Origin of the sequence: Albimonas donghaensis (assembly GCF_900106695.1) — a bacterium.
GTDB classification, from domain to species: Bacteria; Pseudomonadota; Alphaproteobacteria; order Rhodobacterales; family Rhodobacteraceae; genus Albimonas; species Albimonas donghaensis.
Genome location: NZ_FNMZ01000008.1, coordinates 22,434 through 39,791 on the forward strand (window position 1 = coordinate 22,434; position 17,358 = coordinate 39,791).

Genomic DNA, 17,358 nt, shown 5'->3' on the forward strand with positions numbered 1-17,358 from the left:
CAACCGTTCGACGCCCGTCGGGCGCGAGTTCCCCAGCCCGGCGCTCGCCCTATGAGCGACGCCGCGCAGATGGCCGCGGGAACCGGCCCCGCCTTCGCCCCGCCCCGCCGCCTGCTGATCGCCAATCGCGGCGAGATCGCGCTGCGCATCGCGCGCACGGCGCTCGATCTGGGCGTCACGCCCATCGCCATCGGGCCGCAGGATGACGCGGAAAGCCTGCACATGCTCCGCGCTCCGACGCGCGAAACCCTGCCCGGCCGCGGCGCGCGGGCCTATCTGGACGTGGCGGAGGTGGTCGAGGCCGCCCGCCGCGCCGGCGCCGACGCGGTGCATCCCGGCTACGGCTTCCTGTCGGAGAACGCCGAGTTCGCCGCCGCCGTCGAAGCCGCCGGCATGACCTTCGTCGGCCCCACCCCCGCCGCGCTGGCGCTGCTGGGCGACAAGCTCGCCGCCCGCAGGCGCGCCGCGGAACTGGGCGTGCCGATCCTCGCCGGCGGCGATCTCGCCAATGCGGGAAGCGCCAGCCTCGACGAGGCCCGCGCCTTCTTCGCCGCCCTCCCCCCCGGCGCCGCCATGCTGGTCAAGGCCGTCGCCGGCGGCGGCGGGCGCGGCATGCGCGTGGTCCGCGCCGAGACGGAGGTCGAGGACGCCTGGACCCGCTGCCGCTCCGAGGCCGAGGCCGCTTTCGGGCGCGCCGACGTCTATGTGGAGCGGTTCCTGCCCGCAGCCCGGCATCTCGAAGTCCAGGTGCTCGGCGACGGCACCGGCGCCTGCATCCATTACGGCGAGCGGGAATGCACGCTTCAGCGCCGTCACCAGAAGGTGGTGGAGATCGCGCCCTCCCCCTCGATCACCGAGGACCAGCGCGCCCGCCTCTGCGCCCATGCGCTGAGGCTGGCGCGTTCGGCCGACTATCGCAGCCTGGGCACGTTCGAATTCCTGGTGGCGGCGGAGCCGACCGAAGGCGAGGACGTCTTCTTCATCGAGGCCAACCCCCGCATCCAGGTCGAGCACACGGTGACGGAGGAGATCCACGGCGACGACCTCGTGGCCCGCCAGCTCCGCATCGCCGGCGGCGAGACGCTCGCCGGCATGGGCCTCGCCGACGGCCCCCGCGCGCCGGAGGGCTGCGCCGTGCAGCTTCGCGTGAACATGGAGCGGATGGACGAGACCGCGCAGGCCCTGCCCGCCGGTGGCCGGGTCGCGGTCTATGAGCCGCCTTCGGGCGCCGGGGTGCGGGTGGACGGCTTCGCCTATGCCGGCTACCGGACCTCGCCGCACTATGACAGCCTGCTCGCCAAGGTGATCGTCCATGCGCGCGCCGGCGGCTGGACCGCGGCGCTGGCCCGCGCCGAACGGGCCTTGTCCGAATTCCGGATCGAGGGGGTGGACACCAACCTGCCCTGGCTGCGCGCCCTGCTCGCCCGGCCGGAGGTCGCCGCGGCCTCCGTCACCACCACCTTCATCGAGGCCGAGGCCAGGGCGTTGTTCGACGCCGCCGCCGCCTTCGCCCCCGCCGCCCTGCCCGGCGCCGAGATCGGCGGGCCCCAGGCCGCCGCCGCCGCCGCGGCCATCCCCGAGGGCGCGGTCCCCGTGCCCGCGCCGATGCAGGCGACTGTGGTCACGCTGTCGGTCTCGCCCGGCGATGTCGTGGCCGCGGGTCAGCAGCTCGCCATCCTCGAAGCGATGAAGATGGAGCATGTCGTCTCCGCCCCCGTCGGCGGGGTGGTGCGCGCCATCTTCGGCGCGCCCGGCCAGACCCTGATGGACGCCGAGCCCCTGCTGGCCATCGAGCCCGATCCCGGCGCCGCCGCCGGCGCCGCCGCGGAGGCCGAGATCGACCTCGACCGCATCCGCCCCGACCTGGCCGAAGTCACCGCCCGCCGGGCCTTCGGACAGGACGAAAACCGCCCCGAGGCCGTCGCCAAGCGCCATGGCCGCGGCCATCGCACGGCGCGGGAGAACCTCGCCTCGGTCTGCGATCCGGGCACGTTCCGGGAGTTCGGCGAATTCGCCATCGCCGCCCAGCGCCAGCGCCGCTCGGAAGAGGATCTGATCGCGAACACCACCGGCGACGGGATGCTGACCGGCATCGGCCATGTGAACGGCGCGCAGTTCGGCCCGGAGCTGACGCGCTGCGCCTTCGCGGTGGGCGACTACATGGTGCTGGCCGGCACCCAGGGCCAGCGCCACCACCGCCGGCTGGACCGCATCTGCTCCACCGCCAAGGAGTGGAACCTGCCGCTGGTGTTCTTCGCCGAAGGCGGCGGCGGGCGCCCCGGCGACACCGAGCGCGCCACCTATGCCGGCATCTCCAACGGCACCTTCTCCAAGTTCGCGGAACTGTCGGGACAGGTGCCGGTGGTGGGCATCGTCTCGGGCCGCTGCTTCGCGGGCAACGCCGCCCTGCTGGGCTGCTGCGACGTGATCATCGCGGACGAGTCCTCCAATATCGGCATGGCCGGCCCCGCCATGATCGAGGGCGGGGGCCTGGGCATCTACAAACCAGAGGAGATCGGGCCGATCGACGACCAGTGCGCCAACGGCGTCGTCGACATCCGCGTGAAGGACGAGGAAGAGGCCTGCGAGGTCGCGAAGAAATACCTCTCCTATTTCCAGGGCCCGATCACGGACTGGACCGCCCCCGATCCGCGCCGCGCCCGCCACGTCATCCCCGAGAACCGCCTGCGGGTCTATTCCCCGCAGGACGTGGTGGAGTCGATCGCCGACGAGGGCTCGGTGCTGGAGCTGCGCCGCGAATTCGGCATCGGCATCGTCACCGCCTTCATCCGGATCGAGGGCAAGCCCTTCGGGATCATGGCCAACAATCCCCGCCATATCGGCGGCGCCATCGACGGGCCGGCGGCGGACAAGGCCAGCCGCTTCATGCAGCTCTGCGACGCCTTCGACATCCCGCTGATCTCGCTGTGCGACACGCCCGGCTTCATGGTCGGGCCGGAGGCGGAGCGGACCGGACTGGTGCGCCATGTCTGCCGGATGTTCGTCACGGCGCGGTCCATCTCGGTGCCCCTCTTCGCCGTGGTGCTGCGCAAGTGTTACGGGCTCGGCGCGCAGGGCATGGTCGGGGGCGGGACCTACGACAACTTCTTCACCGTCTCCTGGCCCACCGGCGAATTCGGCCCCATGGGGCTGGAGGGCGCGGTGACGCTGGGCTATCGGCGCGAACTGGACGCGGTCGAGGACCCGGTGGAGAAGAAGGCGCTCTATGACCGGCTGCTCGACGAATATTACCAGCAGGGCAAGGCCATCCGCGTCGCCTCGACGCTGGAGATCGACGCGGTGATCGACCCGGCGGAGACTCGGGCCTGGGTGCTTTCGGGCCTCGGCTCGGTCCGCCTGCGCCCGCCGCTCTCCGGACGCAAGCGGCCCTTCGTGGACACCTGGTAAGCTGGGCGCCGAACAAGGAAGAGGGTGACAATGAACTTCGAGATCGTGACCGAGGGGCTGGAGTTCCCCGAGGGGCCGGTGGCCATGGATGACGGCTCGGTCGTGCTGGTGGAGATCCGGCGCGGCGCCCTCACCCGGGTGCGCCCGGACGGGAGCAAGGAGATCGTGGCGGAGCTGGGCGGAGGGCCGAACGGCGCCGCCATCGGTCCGGACGGCCGGGTCTATGTCTGCAACAACGGCGGCTTCGTGTGGGCCGAGCGCGGGGGGATCAAGGTCCCCGCCGGCACGCCGGACGACTACGCCTCCGGCTCCATCCAGGCGGTGGACCTGGCGACCGGGGCGGTGGAGACGCTCTACACCGAATGCGACGGCATCCCCCTGCGCGGGCCCAACGACATCGTCTTCGATGCGCAGGGCGGCATGTGGTTCACCGATCTCGGCAAGACCATGGCCGAGACCATGCACCACGGCGCGGTCTACCACGCCAAGGCCGACGGCTCCGCCATCAGCCGCCAGCGCTTCCCGCTGATCACCGCCAATGGCTGCGGGCTGTCGCCGGACGGCAAGGTCCTGCATGTGGCGGAGACCCGGACCTCCCGCGTGTGGTCCTTCGACATCACCTCCCCCGGCGTGCTGGCCCCGCCCGAGGGCTTCCGGCCGGGCCGCCTGCTGGCGACGCTGCCGGATTACCAGCTGCTCGACAGTCTCGCGGTCCAGGCGGACGGGGCGGTCTGCGTCGCCACCCTGATGCGCGGCGGGATCAGCATCGTCGACGCGGACACGGGCGAGGTCGAGTTCATCCCGGTCCCGTTCGACCCCCACGACCCCTACATCACCAACATCTGCTTCGGCGGCGCGGACATGCGGGATGCGTGGATCACCTGTTCGGCCTCGGGGCGGCTGGTGAAGACCCGCTGGGCGAAGCCGGGGCTGAGGCTGAACTTCAACGCCTGAGCCGTCCCCCCCGTTGCGCCCGCCCCCGAGCCGTCGCAGGGTCGGGGGCGGTTGCATGACAGGAGGTCAGGGCATGGGCGACAGGCTTGCGGGGCGCAGGGCGCTGATCACCGGCGGCAGCCGCGGCATCGGACTGGCCATCGCCGAGGCCTATGCGGCCGAGGGCGCGGACGTGGTCCTCGCCGCCACCAATCCCGCGAAACTGGAGGAAGCCCGCGCCGCCGTCGCCCCCCATGGCGGTCGGGTCGAGGCGATGGTCTGCGACGTGACCGACCGCGCCGCCTGTTTCGCGCTGGTCGCGAAAGCCGAGACCGCGCTGGGCGGGCTCGACATCCTGGTGAACAGCGCGGGCGTGCATATCCCCAGCGGGTTCCTCGACCAGACGCCCGAAGACTTCTCCCGCACCTTCACGGTCAACGTGGACGGCCCCTTCCACCTGATGCAGGCGGCGCTGCCCGGCATGATCGCGGCGGGCTACGGCAAGATCGTCAACATCGCCTCGACCGCGGGCAAATGGGCCTCGGCCAATCAGGCGGCCTACAACGCCTCCAAGCACGCGGTGGTGGGGCTGACCCGCTGCCTGGCGGTGGAGATGGGCCCGAAGGGCGTGCGGGTGAACGCCATCTGCCCCGGCATCGTGACCACCGACATGGGCGACGCCTTCCTGCCCGCCCATGCCAAAGCCGCCGGAACCACGCCCGAGGCGATCCGCGACGCCGCGCTGAAGCGCGCCGCGCTGGGCCGCTTCATGGGGGCCGACGACGTGGCGCCGCTCGCGGTCTATCTGGCGGCGGCGGAGTCCGACGGGATGACCGGCCAGTCCATCGCGCTCGACGGGGGCATGGTCTTCGTCTGACCCCGCCCGCGCCCGCCCGCGCCCGCCCGCCCCCGCCGAGCCCCGCCGGGGGCGTCGCGCCGGGCCGATCACGATCCGCCGCGGCGGGTGGTTATCCGGCGCGGCCGTGTTATCCTTTCGGTTGAGCCGCGCCGCCTCTTGCGCCGCCGCAGCCAGCCTTCGGCCCCGGCTCACGCTCCGGGACCGCGCCAGCCACGCACAAGAAGCCCCGCGCCCGCGCCTTCGAGCCGGACCGTCCCGACGGGGCCCGCAGGAAGGAGCCCCCAGATGAAGCTGACCGTCAACGGAGAGACCCGCGACCTCGACATCGAGCCCGACACCCCCCTGCTCTGGGCCATTCGCGAGGAGCTGGAGCTGCAAGGCACGAAATACGGCTGCGGCATCGGCATGTGCGGCGCCTGCACGGTGATGATCGACGGGGTCGCGACGCGATCCTGCGTCACCCCGGTCGACGGGCTGGAAAGCGCCGAGATCACCACCATCGAGGCGATCGAGACCGATCCGGTCGGCGCCCGCGTGGTCGAGGCCTGGGTGAAGCACGAGGTCGCCCAGTGCGGCTACTGCCAGTCCGGCCAGGTGATGGCGACCGTGGCGATGCTCAGGGAAAACCCCCGGGCCACCGCCGAGGACGCGGCCTACGCGATCTCCAATCTCTGCCGCTGCGGGACCTACAACGCCATCGACGCGGCGCTCGCCGACCTGACGTCGAAAGCCTGAGGGAGGAGCCCGCCATGCACGATCACGCCCGCCCGACCCCCGACACGCCCTTTCCCGCGGCCCGGACGTCCGACCTGTCCCGGCTCGCCGCCGCCGAAACCGCCCGGATCGAGGCCGCCGCCGGCGCCCCGGTCAAGCTCTCGCGCCGCCTGTTCATGGGCGCCGCCGGCCTGACGCTGGCGGTGGCGCTGGCGCCCCGCGCGTCGCGCGCGCAGGACGCCGCCGGGGCCGCGCCGGGGGCCTCGCTCTCGGCTTTCCTCGACATCCGGCCCGACGGCACGGTCGAACTGCGCTCCCCCTTCGTGGAGGGCGGCCAGGGCATCCACACCGCCATGGCGCAGCTGGTGGCGGAGGAGCTCGACCTCGACATCGCCGCGATGGAGGTGGTCACCGCCCCCGCCGGGACCGACTACCAGATCCTCGGCGGCATGCGCATGACCGGGGGCAGCAGCTCGGTCCGCGGCGGCCACATGACCATGCGCCGTCTGGGCGCCGCCGCCCGGTCCATGCTGATCGACGCCGCCGCCGAAAAACTCGGCGTGCCGGCGGGGGAACTGACCACCCGCCCCGGCGAAGTGGCGCACGAGGCCTCCGGCCGCGCCCTGCCCTATGGCGAACTTGCCGGGGCCGCATCCCTGGGCGAGGTTCCCGCCGACGTGACGCTCAAGCAGGACGGGTTCCGCTATATCGGCGCGCGGGTTCCGCGCATGGACCTGCGCGACAAGTCCACCGGCAAGGCCCGCTACGGCATCGACTCGACCGTGCCCGACATGCTCCACGCCGCCGTGCGCCACGCCCCGCGGCGCGGCATGGCGCCCGAGGCGCCGGCCAACCAGGCCGAGGTCGAGGCCATGCGCGGCGTGCATTCGGTCCATCTCCTGCCCGACGCCGTCGCGGTCTGCGCGGAGCGCTGGTATCTCGCCCGCCGCGCGGTCGAGGCGCTGGAGATCTCCTGGACCGAGGGCGAGGCCGAACGCCCGATGCCCGCGGATTTCTCCTCCGCCGCCTTCCGTCAGGCGCTGGACGCCGCGGATGGCGAAAGCGCCGAGGCGGAGGCGAAAGGCGACGCCCTCGGCGCCCTGGCCGGGGCCGGGACGGTGATCGAGGCCACTTACACCGCCCCGATGCTGGTCCACGGCCAGCTTGAGCCGCCCTCGGCCATCGCCAGCTTCGACGCCGATGGCGGGCTGGAGCTGAACATGCCCAACCAGGCGCCCGAGATGTTCCAGGCCGCCGCCGCCGCCATGACCGGGCTGGCGCCGGAAAAGATCACGGTGGTCTCGCCGGGGCTGGGCGGCTTCTTCGGGCGCCATTTCCCCTATGCCGATTCCAACCCCTGGCCGCAGGCGGTGACGCTGGCCCGGGCCACGGGCCGGCCGGTGAAGGTGCTGTGGACGCGGGAGGAGGAGTTCCTGCGCGACGCCATGCGCCCGGTCGGCCACGCCAAGTTCCGCGCCGCGCTGGATGCGGACGGGATGCCGGTGGCGCTGGCCGCGGACCTGGTGGGCGAGGGGCCGACGGGCCGCTGGTGGGGCGCGCCTCCGGGCAAGGACGGCTCGGCGGTGGAGGGCGTGACGGGCAAGCCCTACGCCATCCCCAACGTGCGGGTCGGGCAGCGTTTCGTCGCGAACCCGGCGGCCATCGGCTACTGGCGTTCGGTCGGGCATTCGATGCACGACTATTTCTACGAGAGCTTCCTCGATGAGCTCGCCCTCGCCGGGGGCAAGGACCCGATGGCCCTGCGCCGGGCGCTTCTGGCCGACAATCCGCGCCTGATCGCCCTGCTCGACGCGGTGGAGACCCTGTCGGGCGGCTGGCGCCCCGGCCCCTACGAGATGGAGGGGACCACGCGGGCCCGCGGGCTGGCCATGGCCTCGCCCTTCGGCTCGGAAGTCGCGACCATCGCCGAGGTCTCGCTCGACGCGGGCCAGGTGCGGGCGCACCGGATCTGGGTGGCGATCGACCCGGGCTCGGCGGTGAACCCCTCGACCATCGAGGCGCAGGTTCGCGGCGCGGTGGCGCTGGGACTGAGCCAGACCCTGCTTGAGGAAGTGGTCTACGAGGGGGGCGAGCCGCTGGCCCGCAACTTCGACATGTACCAGATCCTGAGCCGGGACATGATGCCGGCGGTCGAGGTGGCGATCGTGGAGAGCGGCGCCCCCATGGGCGGGATCGGAGAGCCCGGCCTGCCCGGCGTCGGCGGCGCGGTGGCCAACGCCGCGGCGACGCTGACCGGGGTGCGGGCGCGCGCGACGCCGCTCATCAACGTGGATTTCACGTCGCAGGGCTGACCATCGCCCGGAAGCGGGACCTCGATGGCGAAACCCGGACGGGGCGCGTTCTCCGACGCGCCCCGTGTCATGTCCCGCCGTGTCATGTCCCGCCGTGTCATGTCCCGCCGTGTCATGTCCCGCCGTGTCATGTCCCGCCGTGTCATGTCCCCCCGTGTCATGTCCCCGCGGCGTGTTCCCGTGTCATGTCGAAGATTGCGGGCTGACGCGGGCCCCGGCCGGCGCCATGCTCGGCGCCGATGTCGGCGCGCCCGGCGCGCGCCCAGCCCGACCCCGCCGACGCCCGACCCGAGGCGCCGGCGCCCTGAAAGGACCCCCCATGAAAATCACCCGCGCGGGCGACACGCCCTCCGCCCCCGGCCCGGCCGACTATTTCACCGGAACCGTGCGCGTCGACCGCCTGTTCCAGGCCGAGGAGCCGGGCCGCGCCGGCGGCGCCCATGTCACCTTCGAGCCCGGCGCCCGCACCGCCTGGCACACCCATCCCGCCGGCCAGACCCTGATCGTCACTTTCGGCCGCGGCCGGGTCCAGCGCGAGGGCGGCCCGGTCGAGGAGATCCGGCAGGGCGACGTGGTCTGGTTCCCCGCCGGGGAAAAGCACTGGCACGGCGCCTCTCCCGACACCGCGATGAGCCATATCGCGATCCAGGAGAGCCTCGACGGCGCCGCCGTCACCTGGCTGGAGCAGGTCTCGGACGCCGATTACGGCGCCTGAGCCCCCCGCGAACCCGCATCGGACTGCGGCCCGCGCTTTCCGGCGTTCGCTCGCCCTGCGCGCCCGCGGGCGATCCCGCGGATCGTCAGCCCCGTCGCCGCCCGTTTCTCGAATGCCGGTAGGCGCCGCGCCCGCCCGCCTCGCCGCCCCGCCCGCCTCGCCGCCCCAACCGCTGGAGATGCCGAATGACCGACGCCACGCCCGACGCCGCCCCGAAAACGGAAGCCGACTGGATCGCGGAGGCCGTCGCCCTCTCCGCCACCGCGCTGGATCGACCGGGGACCGAGCCCTTCGGCGCGCTGGTCGTGCGCGACGGCGAGGTCGTGGGCCGCGGGCTGAACCACTCCCGCGCCAACATGGACCCGACCTCGCACGGGGAGACGGAGGCGATCCGCGACGCCTGCCGCAATCTCGGCCGGCTCGACCTGTCGGATTGCGCGCTGTATTCGAGCTGCGAGCCCTGCCCGCTCTGCGTCGCCGCCGCCGGGATCGCGGGGATCGAGCGGATCGGCTTCGCGCTGGGGCTGGGAGAGGCCAACGCGGTGCTCTCCGCCATCCCGCCCTCCATCCGCCCGACCAAGAACGCGGCGAAGCTGCGCGCGATGGCCGGGCGTCCCGCGGGCGAGGGCCCGGGCGGGTTCCAGTCGCCGGTGACCGGCGCGCTGGACATCCTCGAACGCTGGGCGGCCGAACGCGCCAAGGGTTGAGGGCGAGCCCCGGATCGCCGGGGGGGGGAGGGGGGGCGGCGCCTCAAGGGGGGAGGGGGGCGACGCCTCAAGGCGCGCGCTCGACCTGATCGCCTTCGTTCGCCGCGCCTTGACCAGACCTGCGATTTCGCCCTCCGGCAGGCCGATATGGCCGAACCCGCAGGGCTGGCCCCGCCCCCGCCCCTGCCCCCGCCCCCGCCCCGCCCCCGCCGCGCCTTGCTTTTCCGCCGGGCCGCGGTCGATGATGCCGGCCGTTGAGACCCATATGCGGAGCGGCGCGAATGCGGATCCTGCTGGCCCTGTCCACCCTCGCGCTCGTCGCCTGCTCTCCCGACGGCGGCCTCCGCCTGCCGGCCTCCGACCCGCCGCCCCCGCCGCCCGACCTGGCCGCGATGCTGCCGGCCGAGGCCATGTCCCGCCCCGACCCGCAGACCGTCCAGCGCATCGTCGACCGCCGCTGCGTGGTCTGCCATGGCTGCTACGACGCGCCCTGCCAGCTGAAGCTCGCCTCGGCCGAGGGGCTGGTCCGCGGCGCCTCCTCCGAAGACGTCTACGACACCGAGCGGCTGCGCGACGCGCCCCCCACCCGGCTGGGCGTCGACGCGACGGACGAGGCCGGCTGGCGGGCGCTCGGCTTCCATTCGGTGCTGGCGCGGGCCGAGGCCGGGGACCCCGCCTCCTCTCTCATGGCGCGGATGCTGGCGCTGGGGCGGGCGCGGCCCTTCGCGATGAACGCGCCCCTGCCGGACACGGCGGAGATCGGCCGCGACCGCGCCCAGGTCTGCCCGACGCCCGAGACCTTCGCCCGCTACGCCGAGGACAGGCCCTGGGCCGGCATGCCCTTCGCCACCGCGCCCCTGCCCGAGGACGAGTTCGCCGCGCTGGGCGCCTGGTCGCTGGCCGGCGATCCCCTGCCCCCGCGCGCCGGGGCCGTCCCGCCCGCCGCCGCCGCACGGCGCATCGCGGACTGGGAGACGTTCCTCAACGCCCCCGACCCGCGCGCCCGGCTGGTGGCGCGCTATGTGTTCGAGCACCTGTTCCTCGCCCATCTGCATCTGGAGGGCGACGCGCCCGACCGCTTCTTCCGGCTGATCCGGTCCTCGACCCCGCCGGGCGAGCCGCCGCGCCCGATCGCCACCCGCCGCCCCTATGACGACCCCGGCCCGGCCTTCTTCTACCGCATCGTCCCCATCGCCGAGGCGATCACCCACAAGGACCACCTGGTCTACGAGATCGGGCCCGGGCGCATGGACCGCCTGCGCGCCCTGTTCCTCGCCCCCGACTGGCAGGCCGGCCCGGCGCCGGGCTGGGGGGCGAAGGCCGGCGGCGCCCCTTTCGTCACCTTCGCCGCGATCCCGGCCGAGGCGCGCTACCGCTTCCTGCTCGACGACGCGCTGTTCTTCGTGCGCAGCTTCATCCGCGGGCCGGTCTGTCGCGGACAGGTGGCGACCGACGTGATCGAGGACCGCTTCTGGGTGACCTTCCTCGCGCCCGAAGCCGACCTTTCGGTCGCCGATCCGGGCTTTCTGGCGGAGGGGGCGCCGCTGCTCACCGTGCCCGCCGCGGCCAACGACGCGCCGAACTTCCTGCGCCTGCAGCCGCTGCTGCTGAACGGTCATGCCGAATGGCTCGCCTTCCGCGACGCCCGCTACGAAGCCAGCCCCGCGCATGCCGGAGGTTTCGGGCTGGGCGACATCTGGGACGGCGCCGGCGCCGGCGGGCGCGACGGCCCTCCGACCGAGCGGCTGACCGTGTTCCGCAATCACGACAACGCCTCGGTCCTGCCCGGCTTCGTGGGGACCCCGCCCGAGACCGCCTGGGTGCTCGACTACCCGACCTTCGAGCGCATCGTCTACGACCTGGTGACGGGCTACGACGTCTTCGGCTCGGTCGAGACGCAGCTGACCACCCGGCTCTACATGGACCACCTGCGGCGGGAGGCGGAGAACCTGTTCCTCGCCTTCATGCCGGCGGACGCGCGGCGCGGGATCCATGCGGAGTGGTATCGCGGCCCGCTCTCGGACCTGCACGCCTCGGGGCGCGAGCGGCGGCCCGCCGAACGCCTCCCCACCGCGGTGCGCTACGCCACGGACGCCCCCAAGGACGAGCTTCTGGCGCGAATCGAGGCCAGGGGGGAGACGCGGGGGGAAGCGCGGGACGAGGCCGGGGCGCCCGCCGCCCGCCGCGGCGATCCGCTGAACCGTTGCCAGGGCGCGGCCTGCGCCGGCCTGCCGGAGGTCGAGCGGGCGCTGGCCCGCATCGCCGGCGAGGGCGGGGACTGGGTGCGCTGGCTGCCCGACCTGTCGGTGCTGCGGGTTACCGGGGCGCCCAGCGCTCCCGGCGCGCCCGACGCGCCTGACGGGGCGCGGGTCTTCACCCTGTTCCACGACAAGGCCCATACGAATGTCGGCCTGATGCTTGCCGAGACCCTGCGCCGGGAACCGGAGCGCGACCGGCTGACGATCATCGCGGGCCAGGTGGGAAGCTATCCCAACCTGTTCTTCGAGGTCGACGCCGCGGATCTGGGCGGCTTCGTCGCCGAGCTCTCCGCCATGCGGAGCGAGGCCGACTGGCTGGAGGTCGTCGCCCGCCACGGCGTCCGCCGCATGTCGGAAAGGTTCTGGGCGGTCGCCGACGCCCTCACCGACGACATGCTGCGGCGCGATCCGCTCCAGGCCGGGCTGCTGGACCTCAACCGCTATCTGGACCCGAAACCCGCCGCCCTGATCGACTGAGCCGCGCGGCGGCGCCGGCGGGGGTTGGGAAATCGGCGCCGGCTGTGGCATCTTCCGCGGATGTCCGCTCCAGGGGGTCCGCCGCCATGCCGCTCATGTTCCGGGGGATCCGCCGCTCCGCGCCGCCGCCATCGTCCCTGGCCGCGGGTCTCGCGCTGACCGTCGCCGCGCTGGCGGCGCCGGCCGCCCTCGCCCAGGGGACGGGCCCCGACCCGCTGCGCGAGGCGCTGGAGCGTCTGGCGACCAGGGCCGCCGAACCGCTGCTGGACCGCGCCAGCGCCTCCGCCGCGCCGGACCCCGACGCGGCCTTCCCCGAAGGCGTGCCCTTCCTGATCCGGTTCGAGGGCGATCTGCGCGGGCTGGAGGCGGGGGCCCCGGTCACCATCCTAGGCCGCCGCGTCGGCACGGTGCGCGCGGTGGCGCTGGACTACGACCCCGAGGGCGGCGTCTTCGTGGCGCCGGTGCTGATCGACCTCGCCCCCGCCCGCGTCTCCGTCGCCGGCCGCCAGCCGACCACGCCGGAGGCGACGGAGGAGATGGTGGACCTGCTGGTCGCCCGCGGCCTGCGCGCCCGTGTGGCGCCGGCGGGGCTGATGGACCGCACGCCGCGCGTCGAGCTCGCCATCGTCGAGGGCCTGCCCGCCCGCGCCCTGCTTCACGACGGCCCCGCCGCCGAGATCCCCGCCGCCCCGGACCCCGAAGCCGCCCTGCGCGCCGCGCTTGCGGATCTTCTGGAACGGGTGCAGGCCCTGCCGCTGGAGGCCTTCGTGGCCGAGGGGCGCGAGACCCTGGCCGAGGCCCGCGCCCTGCTCACCGGCCCCGAGATCCGCGGCGCCCTGGCCGAGATCGGAACCGCGACGGAGGCCTTCGCGCTCACCGTCGCGGGGCTGGAGGCGCGGCTCGACCCCGCCTTCGAGGAACTGACCGGCGCCGCCCGCGAGGCCCGCGCCGCCGCCGCCCGCGCCGGGGCCACCGCGGCCTCGCTGGACCGCACGGTGGGCGCGCGGGCGCCGATCTGGACCGATGTGGACCAGCTGATGCGGGAGCTGACCGCCTCGGCCCGCGCGATGCGCCAGTTCGCGGAATATCTCGAACGCCACCCCGAGGCGCTGATCACAGGCAAGTCGCAATGACCCGCATGACCTCTTTCCGCTCCCGTTCCGGCCTCCGCCTCGGCGCGCTCGGCCTCGCGCTGATCCTCGCGGGCTGCGGCGCCTCGCCGGAGGCGAAGCGCTACCTGCTGACCTCCGCCGCCGCGCCGGCCCCGGCGGCCGTGGCCTCCGGCCCGCGGGTGATGGTGGCCGAGGCGACGGTGGCGCCCTATTTCGACCGCTCGCAGCTCGTCTCCCGGCCCGACGATTTCCGCGTCGAGTGGGACGAGTTCGAGGTCTGGGCCGAGCCCATCGGCCGCCTGGTCACCGCCAAGCTGGTCGACGATCTCGCCGCGCGCTACGGCCGCGCGCGGGTGATGGCGGCGCGGACGGGACGGGCGCTGGACGCGGATTTCACCGTCGGCGCGGATGTGCTGCGCTTCGACTCGGACGCCGGCGGCGCGGCGGTGGTGGAACTGCGCTGGACCCTCGCCTCCGAACGGCGCGGCTGCCTGGTCGCCACCGACCGGATGCGGGTTTCGCGCGCCTTCGACGCCTCGGACGCGGCCGACGAGACCGCCCCCGACCCCCGCGTGCAGGCCTACAGCGAGGCGATGGAGGAGATCTCCGCCCGCATCGCCGAGGCGATCGAGGCGGCGCGGACCGGCGCCGCCTGCCTCTGACCTCGCAACCCCGGCCCCGCCCCCCCGGCCCCGCAACACCGGCCCCGCAACTCCGACCCCGCACCCCTGGCCCTCCGGCCCCGGTTCCGATCCCGTTCCGCATGGCCCTGTGTCCGCGCGCGCACGGCGATGCGGAACGGCGCCGGCGGATCGTCCCATGCGGACGCGCCGCGCTTCCCAAGCGGCGCCTTACGCGCGATGATGCGCCCGCCGGCCGCGCGACCCAGCGGCTCCTGCGTCAGTCCAGAAGGGCCCGAGTCATGTCCACTCCCGCCGATCCCACCCGCCAGCGCGTCGTCACGCTATCGGTCGACGTGTTCGTCACCCTCGGCGTGCTGGCCCTGTTCATGACCTTCAGCTTCCGGCTGATCGCGCCCTTCGCCTCGATCCTGATCTGGTCGGTGATCCTGGCCGTGGCGCTGGCCCCCGCCTTCGACTGGCTGAACGCCAGGATGGGCGGCAAGCGCGGCCGCACAGCCACCGTGATGGCGCTGGTCGGTCTGGTCATCGTCATCGGCCCGACGGTGATGATCGCCAATTCGCTGATCGACTCGGTCGGCCAGATGGTCGCCCACCTGTCGGACGGCGCGCTGCGCCTGCCGGCCCCGCCCGAGACGGTGCGCGACTGGCCGCTGATCGGCGCCAAGCTGTTCGACATCTGGCGCCAGGCCAGCGTCGACCTGCTGTCGCTGTCGGCGCAGTATGGCCCCAAGATCCGGGATTTCGCCGCCACCCTCGCCGGCGCCGGGGCCGGCGTGATGATCGGCGTGCTGCAATTCGCCGTTTCGGTGATCTTCGCCGCGGTCTTCCTGGCCTGGGCCGGACCGCTGGGCGAAGCCACCGACCGGGTGGCGGGGCGCATCTCGGGGCGCGGGCGGACGATGACCGCCATGGCCTCCAAGACCATTCAGAACGTGTCGCGCGGGGTGATCGGCGTGGCCATCGTGCAGGGCGGGCTCGCGGCCATCGGGATCATCGTGGCGGGGCTGCCGCTGGGCGGCTTCCTCGCCGCGGCGGCGGTGCTGGCCTGCGTCATCCAGATGCCGCCGCTGGTCATCATCCCGCTGATCATCCTGGACTGGGCGATCAACCCGACCCTGCACGCGGTGCTGTTCACCGCCTTCATGCTGCCGGTGCTGTTCCTCGACAACGTGCTCAAGCCGATCCTGATGGCCCGCGGCCTGACCACGCCCATGGTGGTGATCATGATCGGCGTGATCGGCGGCACGCTTTCCATGGGCCTGCTGGGCCTGTTCATCGGTCCGGTGATCCTCGCCCTGTTCTACGAGATGGTGCAGACGTGGATCGCCTATGAGAGCGAGGGGCTCGACCCGGTGGACGAAACCCTGCCCGGCGCCGACGCGCCCCCCACGCAGGCCGGCTGAGCGGCGGCTCCGACGCGCCGGGCGCGGGCTGAGGCCGCGCCCCGGCGCGTCCGCCCGTCTGCTCGTCTCCCCCTCCGCGCCGCCGCCCTGCGCCCGCCTCCCGCGCCCGAGGACCGTCCCCATGATCGCCATCGTCGAGAAGAGCGTCGAGCGCTTCCGCTACCGTCTGCTGCTGGGGCTGGCGGTGGCGCTGCTGCTGGGCCAGCCGCTGCTGCAGGGAACCGAAGCCGGGATGATCGCGCTGGACGCGCTGTTCGCGCTCACCGCCGCGGCGACCGGACTGGTCACCCGCTCGGCCAGCGTGGCGCGGCCGCTGAAAGTCGCCACGCCGGCGCTGTGGCTGGCGCTGCACCTGCTGGCCCGCTTCACCGAGGCCTCCGCGATCGAGGCCATCGCCTTCCTCGCCACCCTGTGGCTGGTGTTCCAGACCGTGTGGCTGACCGTCGAGGCCCTGGTGCGCGAGCGCAAGGCGGATGGCGATGCGCTGGCCGGCGCGGTGTTCGGCTATTTCATGCTGGCGCTGACCTGGTCGCAGCTCTACGCCGCGGCGCTGCTGGTCGATCCCGGCGCGCTGTCGGCGCCCGGCCTGGCGGAAGGGGCCCGGCCGCTGGGCTCGGATCTCGTCTATTACAGCCTGGTGACCCTCACCACGCTGGGCTATGGCGACGTGCTGCCGGTCACGCCGCTGGCGCGCATCCTGGCGGCGGCCGAGGCGGTGCTCGGCGCGCTCTATATCGCGGTGCTGATCGGGCGCATCGCCTCCGATCTCAAGCCTCGCGGGGGGCGGGGCCGGGACGCGTCCGGTCCCGGTGACGACGGATCAGCCGCCGGCCCAGAGGCGCCAGCAGACTGACCGCGCAGAGCGTGTAGAGCGCCCCGACCGCCACCTGCCCCAGCCGCGACAGCGCCGCCACGTCGCCGCCGCCCAGCGTCGGCGACAGGGTCATGCCGTAAAGCACCACGAAGGTGATGAAGCCCGGCATCCACACCGCGGCGAAGCGCGGCCCGCGGCAGACCTGCCAGGCGAAGGCCAGCGAGGCCGCGGCGATCAGCGCGAAGATCAGCACCCCCTGCCCGTGCAGCGAGGCGATGCCGTTCACCGCCACCGCCGCCGCTCCGCCCGCCGCGGTGCCCGCGAGCCGGTCGAAGCTGTCGCGCATCGACGCCTCGATCCCCGGTTGGCGCAGCATGGCCGAGCAGGTGAACAGAACCGGCATCGCCGCCACCCCGTCCGAAGTCAGCCACATATGCACCGGCAGCATGACCAGCGTGGCCAGCGCCGCGCGCCAGGCCAGCGGCAGCCGCTCGACCCCGCTTGCGGGCGGGGGCGGCGGCGCCTTGGCGGCGGCCCCGGCGGGCGCGGGCGGCGGCGGGAACAGCGCGAAGGCCAGGTAGACCATGGCCCCGCCCGACAGGATCGACAGCAGCAGCGACAGCGCGATCCCCGCCGCCGCCACCGTGGACGCCGCCGACAACGAGCCCACCACGATGGTCATGGTCAGCGCCATCGCGCCCAGCGGCGCGGTCTTCGGGTTCAGCGACAGCGCGAAGCACCACAGGTAGAGCACGCCCATCCCCAGCGGATAGGCGCCGGGAATGGAGACGGTGACCGCCGCGATCACCCAGGCCGCGAGCGACGACGCCGCCGCCGCCCCGAACAGCATCCCCACCATCTTCGCCCCCGGCGGGCGCGGCGACAGCGCCAGAAGCTGCAACGCGATCATGGGCGCGAGCGTGGGCAGGTCCGCGCCCCGCAGCGCCTCGATCGCCAGGGAGACGGTGACCCCGAAGGCCATCCGATAGCCGCGCGCGGTCA

13 protein-coding genes are annotated in these 17,358 nt (G+C 73.7%); 12 read left to right on the forward strand and 1 reads right to left on the reverse strand.

Annotated elements, in window-relative coordinates; genetic code table 11:
• Positions 1 to 51: 51 nt before the first annotated feature.
• From BLV24_RS17150 to BLV24_RS17205, 12 genes are all read left to right on the forward strand, one after another.
• Positions 52 to 3,408, forward strand: coding sequence for an acetyl-CoA carboxylase family protein (locus BLV24_RS17150; protein WP_218133459.1), 3,357 nt, complete (start codon positions 52 to 54; stop codon positions 3,406 to 3,408).
• Between the two features lie 30 nt (positions 3,409 to 3,438).
• Positions 3,439 to 4,362 (forward strand): SMP-30/gluconolactonase/LRE family protein, encoded by a 924-nt coding sequence (locus tag BLV24_RS17155; protein ID WP_092684071.1) that lies wholly within the window; start codon positions 3,439 to 3,441, stop codon positions 4,360 to 4,362.
• A gap of 73 nt (positions 4,363 to 4,435) precedes the next feature.
• Positions 4,436 to 5,218: an SDR family NAD(P)-dependent oxidoreductase gene (locus BLV24_RS17160; protein WP_176954795.1), complete on the forward strand. Its 783-nt coding sequence runs from the start codon at positions 4,436 to 4,438 to the stop codon at positions 5,216 to 5,218.
• A 267-nt stretch (positions 5,219 to 5,485) separates the two neighbouring features.
• Positions 5,486 to 5,935, forward strand: coding sequence for a (2Fe-2S)-binding protein (locus tag BLV24_RS17165; RefSeq protein WP_092684075.1), 450 nt, complete (start codon positions 5,486 to 5,488; stop codon positions 5,933 to 5,935).
• Between the two features lie 14 nt (positions 5,936 to 5,949).
• Positions 5,950 to 8,226, forward strand: a complete 2,277-nt coding sequence (locus tag BLV24_RS17170) for a xanthine dehydrogenase family protein molybdopterin-binding subunit (protein WP_092684077.1) — start codon at positions 5,950 to 5,952, stop codon at positions 8,224 to 8,226.
• Positions 8,227 to 8,545: 319 nt separating this feature from the next.
• Positions 8,546 to 8,941 (forward strand): (R)-mandelonitrile lyase, encoded by a 396-nt coding sequence (locus tag BLV24_RS17175; protein ID WP_092684079.1) that lies wholly within the window; start codon positions 8,546 to 8,548, stop codon positions 8,939 to 8,941.
• 185 nt (positions 8,942 to 9,126) lie between these two features.
• Positions 9,127 to 9,648, forward strand: a complete 522-nt coding sequence (locus BLV24_RS17180) for a nucleoside deaminase (protein WP_092684081.1) — start codon at positions 9,127 to 9,129, stop codon at positions 9,646 to 9,648.
• A gap of 281 nt (positions 9,649 to 9,929) precedes the next feature.
• Entirely contained in the window at positions 9,930 to 12,383 is a 2,454-nt protein-coding gene (locus BLV24_RS17185) for a fatty acid cis/trans isomerase (protein ID WP_245710632.1), read from the forward strand.
• A gap of 86 nt (positions 12,384 to 12,469) precedes the next feature.
• Entirely contained in the window at positions 12,470 to 13,516 is a 1,047-nt protein-coding gene (locus BLV24_RS17190) for an MlaD family protein (RefSeq protein ID WP_092684083.1), read from the forward strand.
• On the forward strand, positions 13,513 to 14,157 hold the full coding sequence (locus BLV24_RS17195; protein ID WP_092684086.1) for a PqiC family protein: 645 nt from the start codon (positions 13,513 to 13,515) through the stop codon (positions 14,155 to 14,157). Before BLV24_RS17190 ends, BLV24_RS17195 begins: the two co-directional genes overlap by 4 nt.
• A 260-nt stretch (positions 14,158 to 14,417) precedes the next feature.
• Positions 14,418 to 15,542 (forward strand): AI-2E family transporter, encoded by a 1,125-nt coding sequence (locus BLV24_RS17200; protein WP_176954796.1) that lies wholly within the window; start codon positions 14,418 to 14,420, stop codon positions 15,540 to 15,542.
• 121 nt (positions 15,543 to 15,663) lie between these two features.
• Positions 15,664 to 16,395, forward strand: coding sequence for a potassium channel family protein (locus BLV24_RS17205; protein WP_092684090.1), 732 nt, complete (start codon positions 15,664 to 15,666; stop codon positions 16,393 to 16,395).
• Here BLV24_RS17205 and BLV24_RS17210 read toward each other — a convergent pair.
• On the reverse strand, positions 16,310 to 17,338 hold the full coding sequence (locus tag BLV24_RS17210) for an FUSC family protein (protein WP_176954797.1): 1,029 nt from the start codon (positions 17,336 to 17,338) through the stop codon (positions 16,310 to 16,312). The genes BLV24_RS17205 and BLV24_RS17210 overlap by 86 nt on opposite strands.
• Positions 17,339 to 17,358 lie beyond the last annotated feature (20 nt).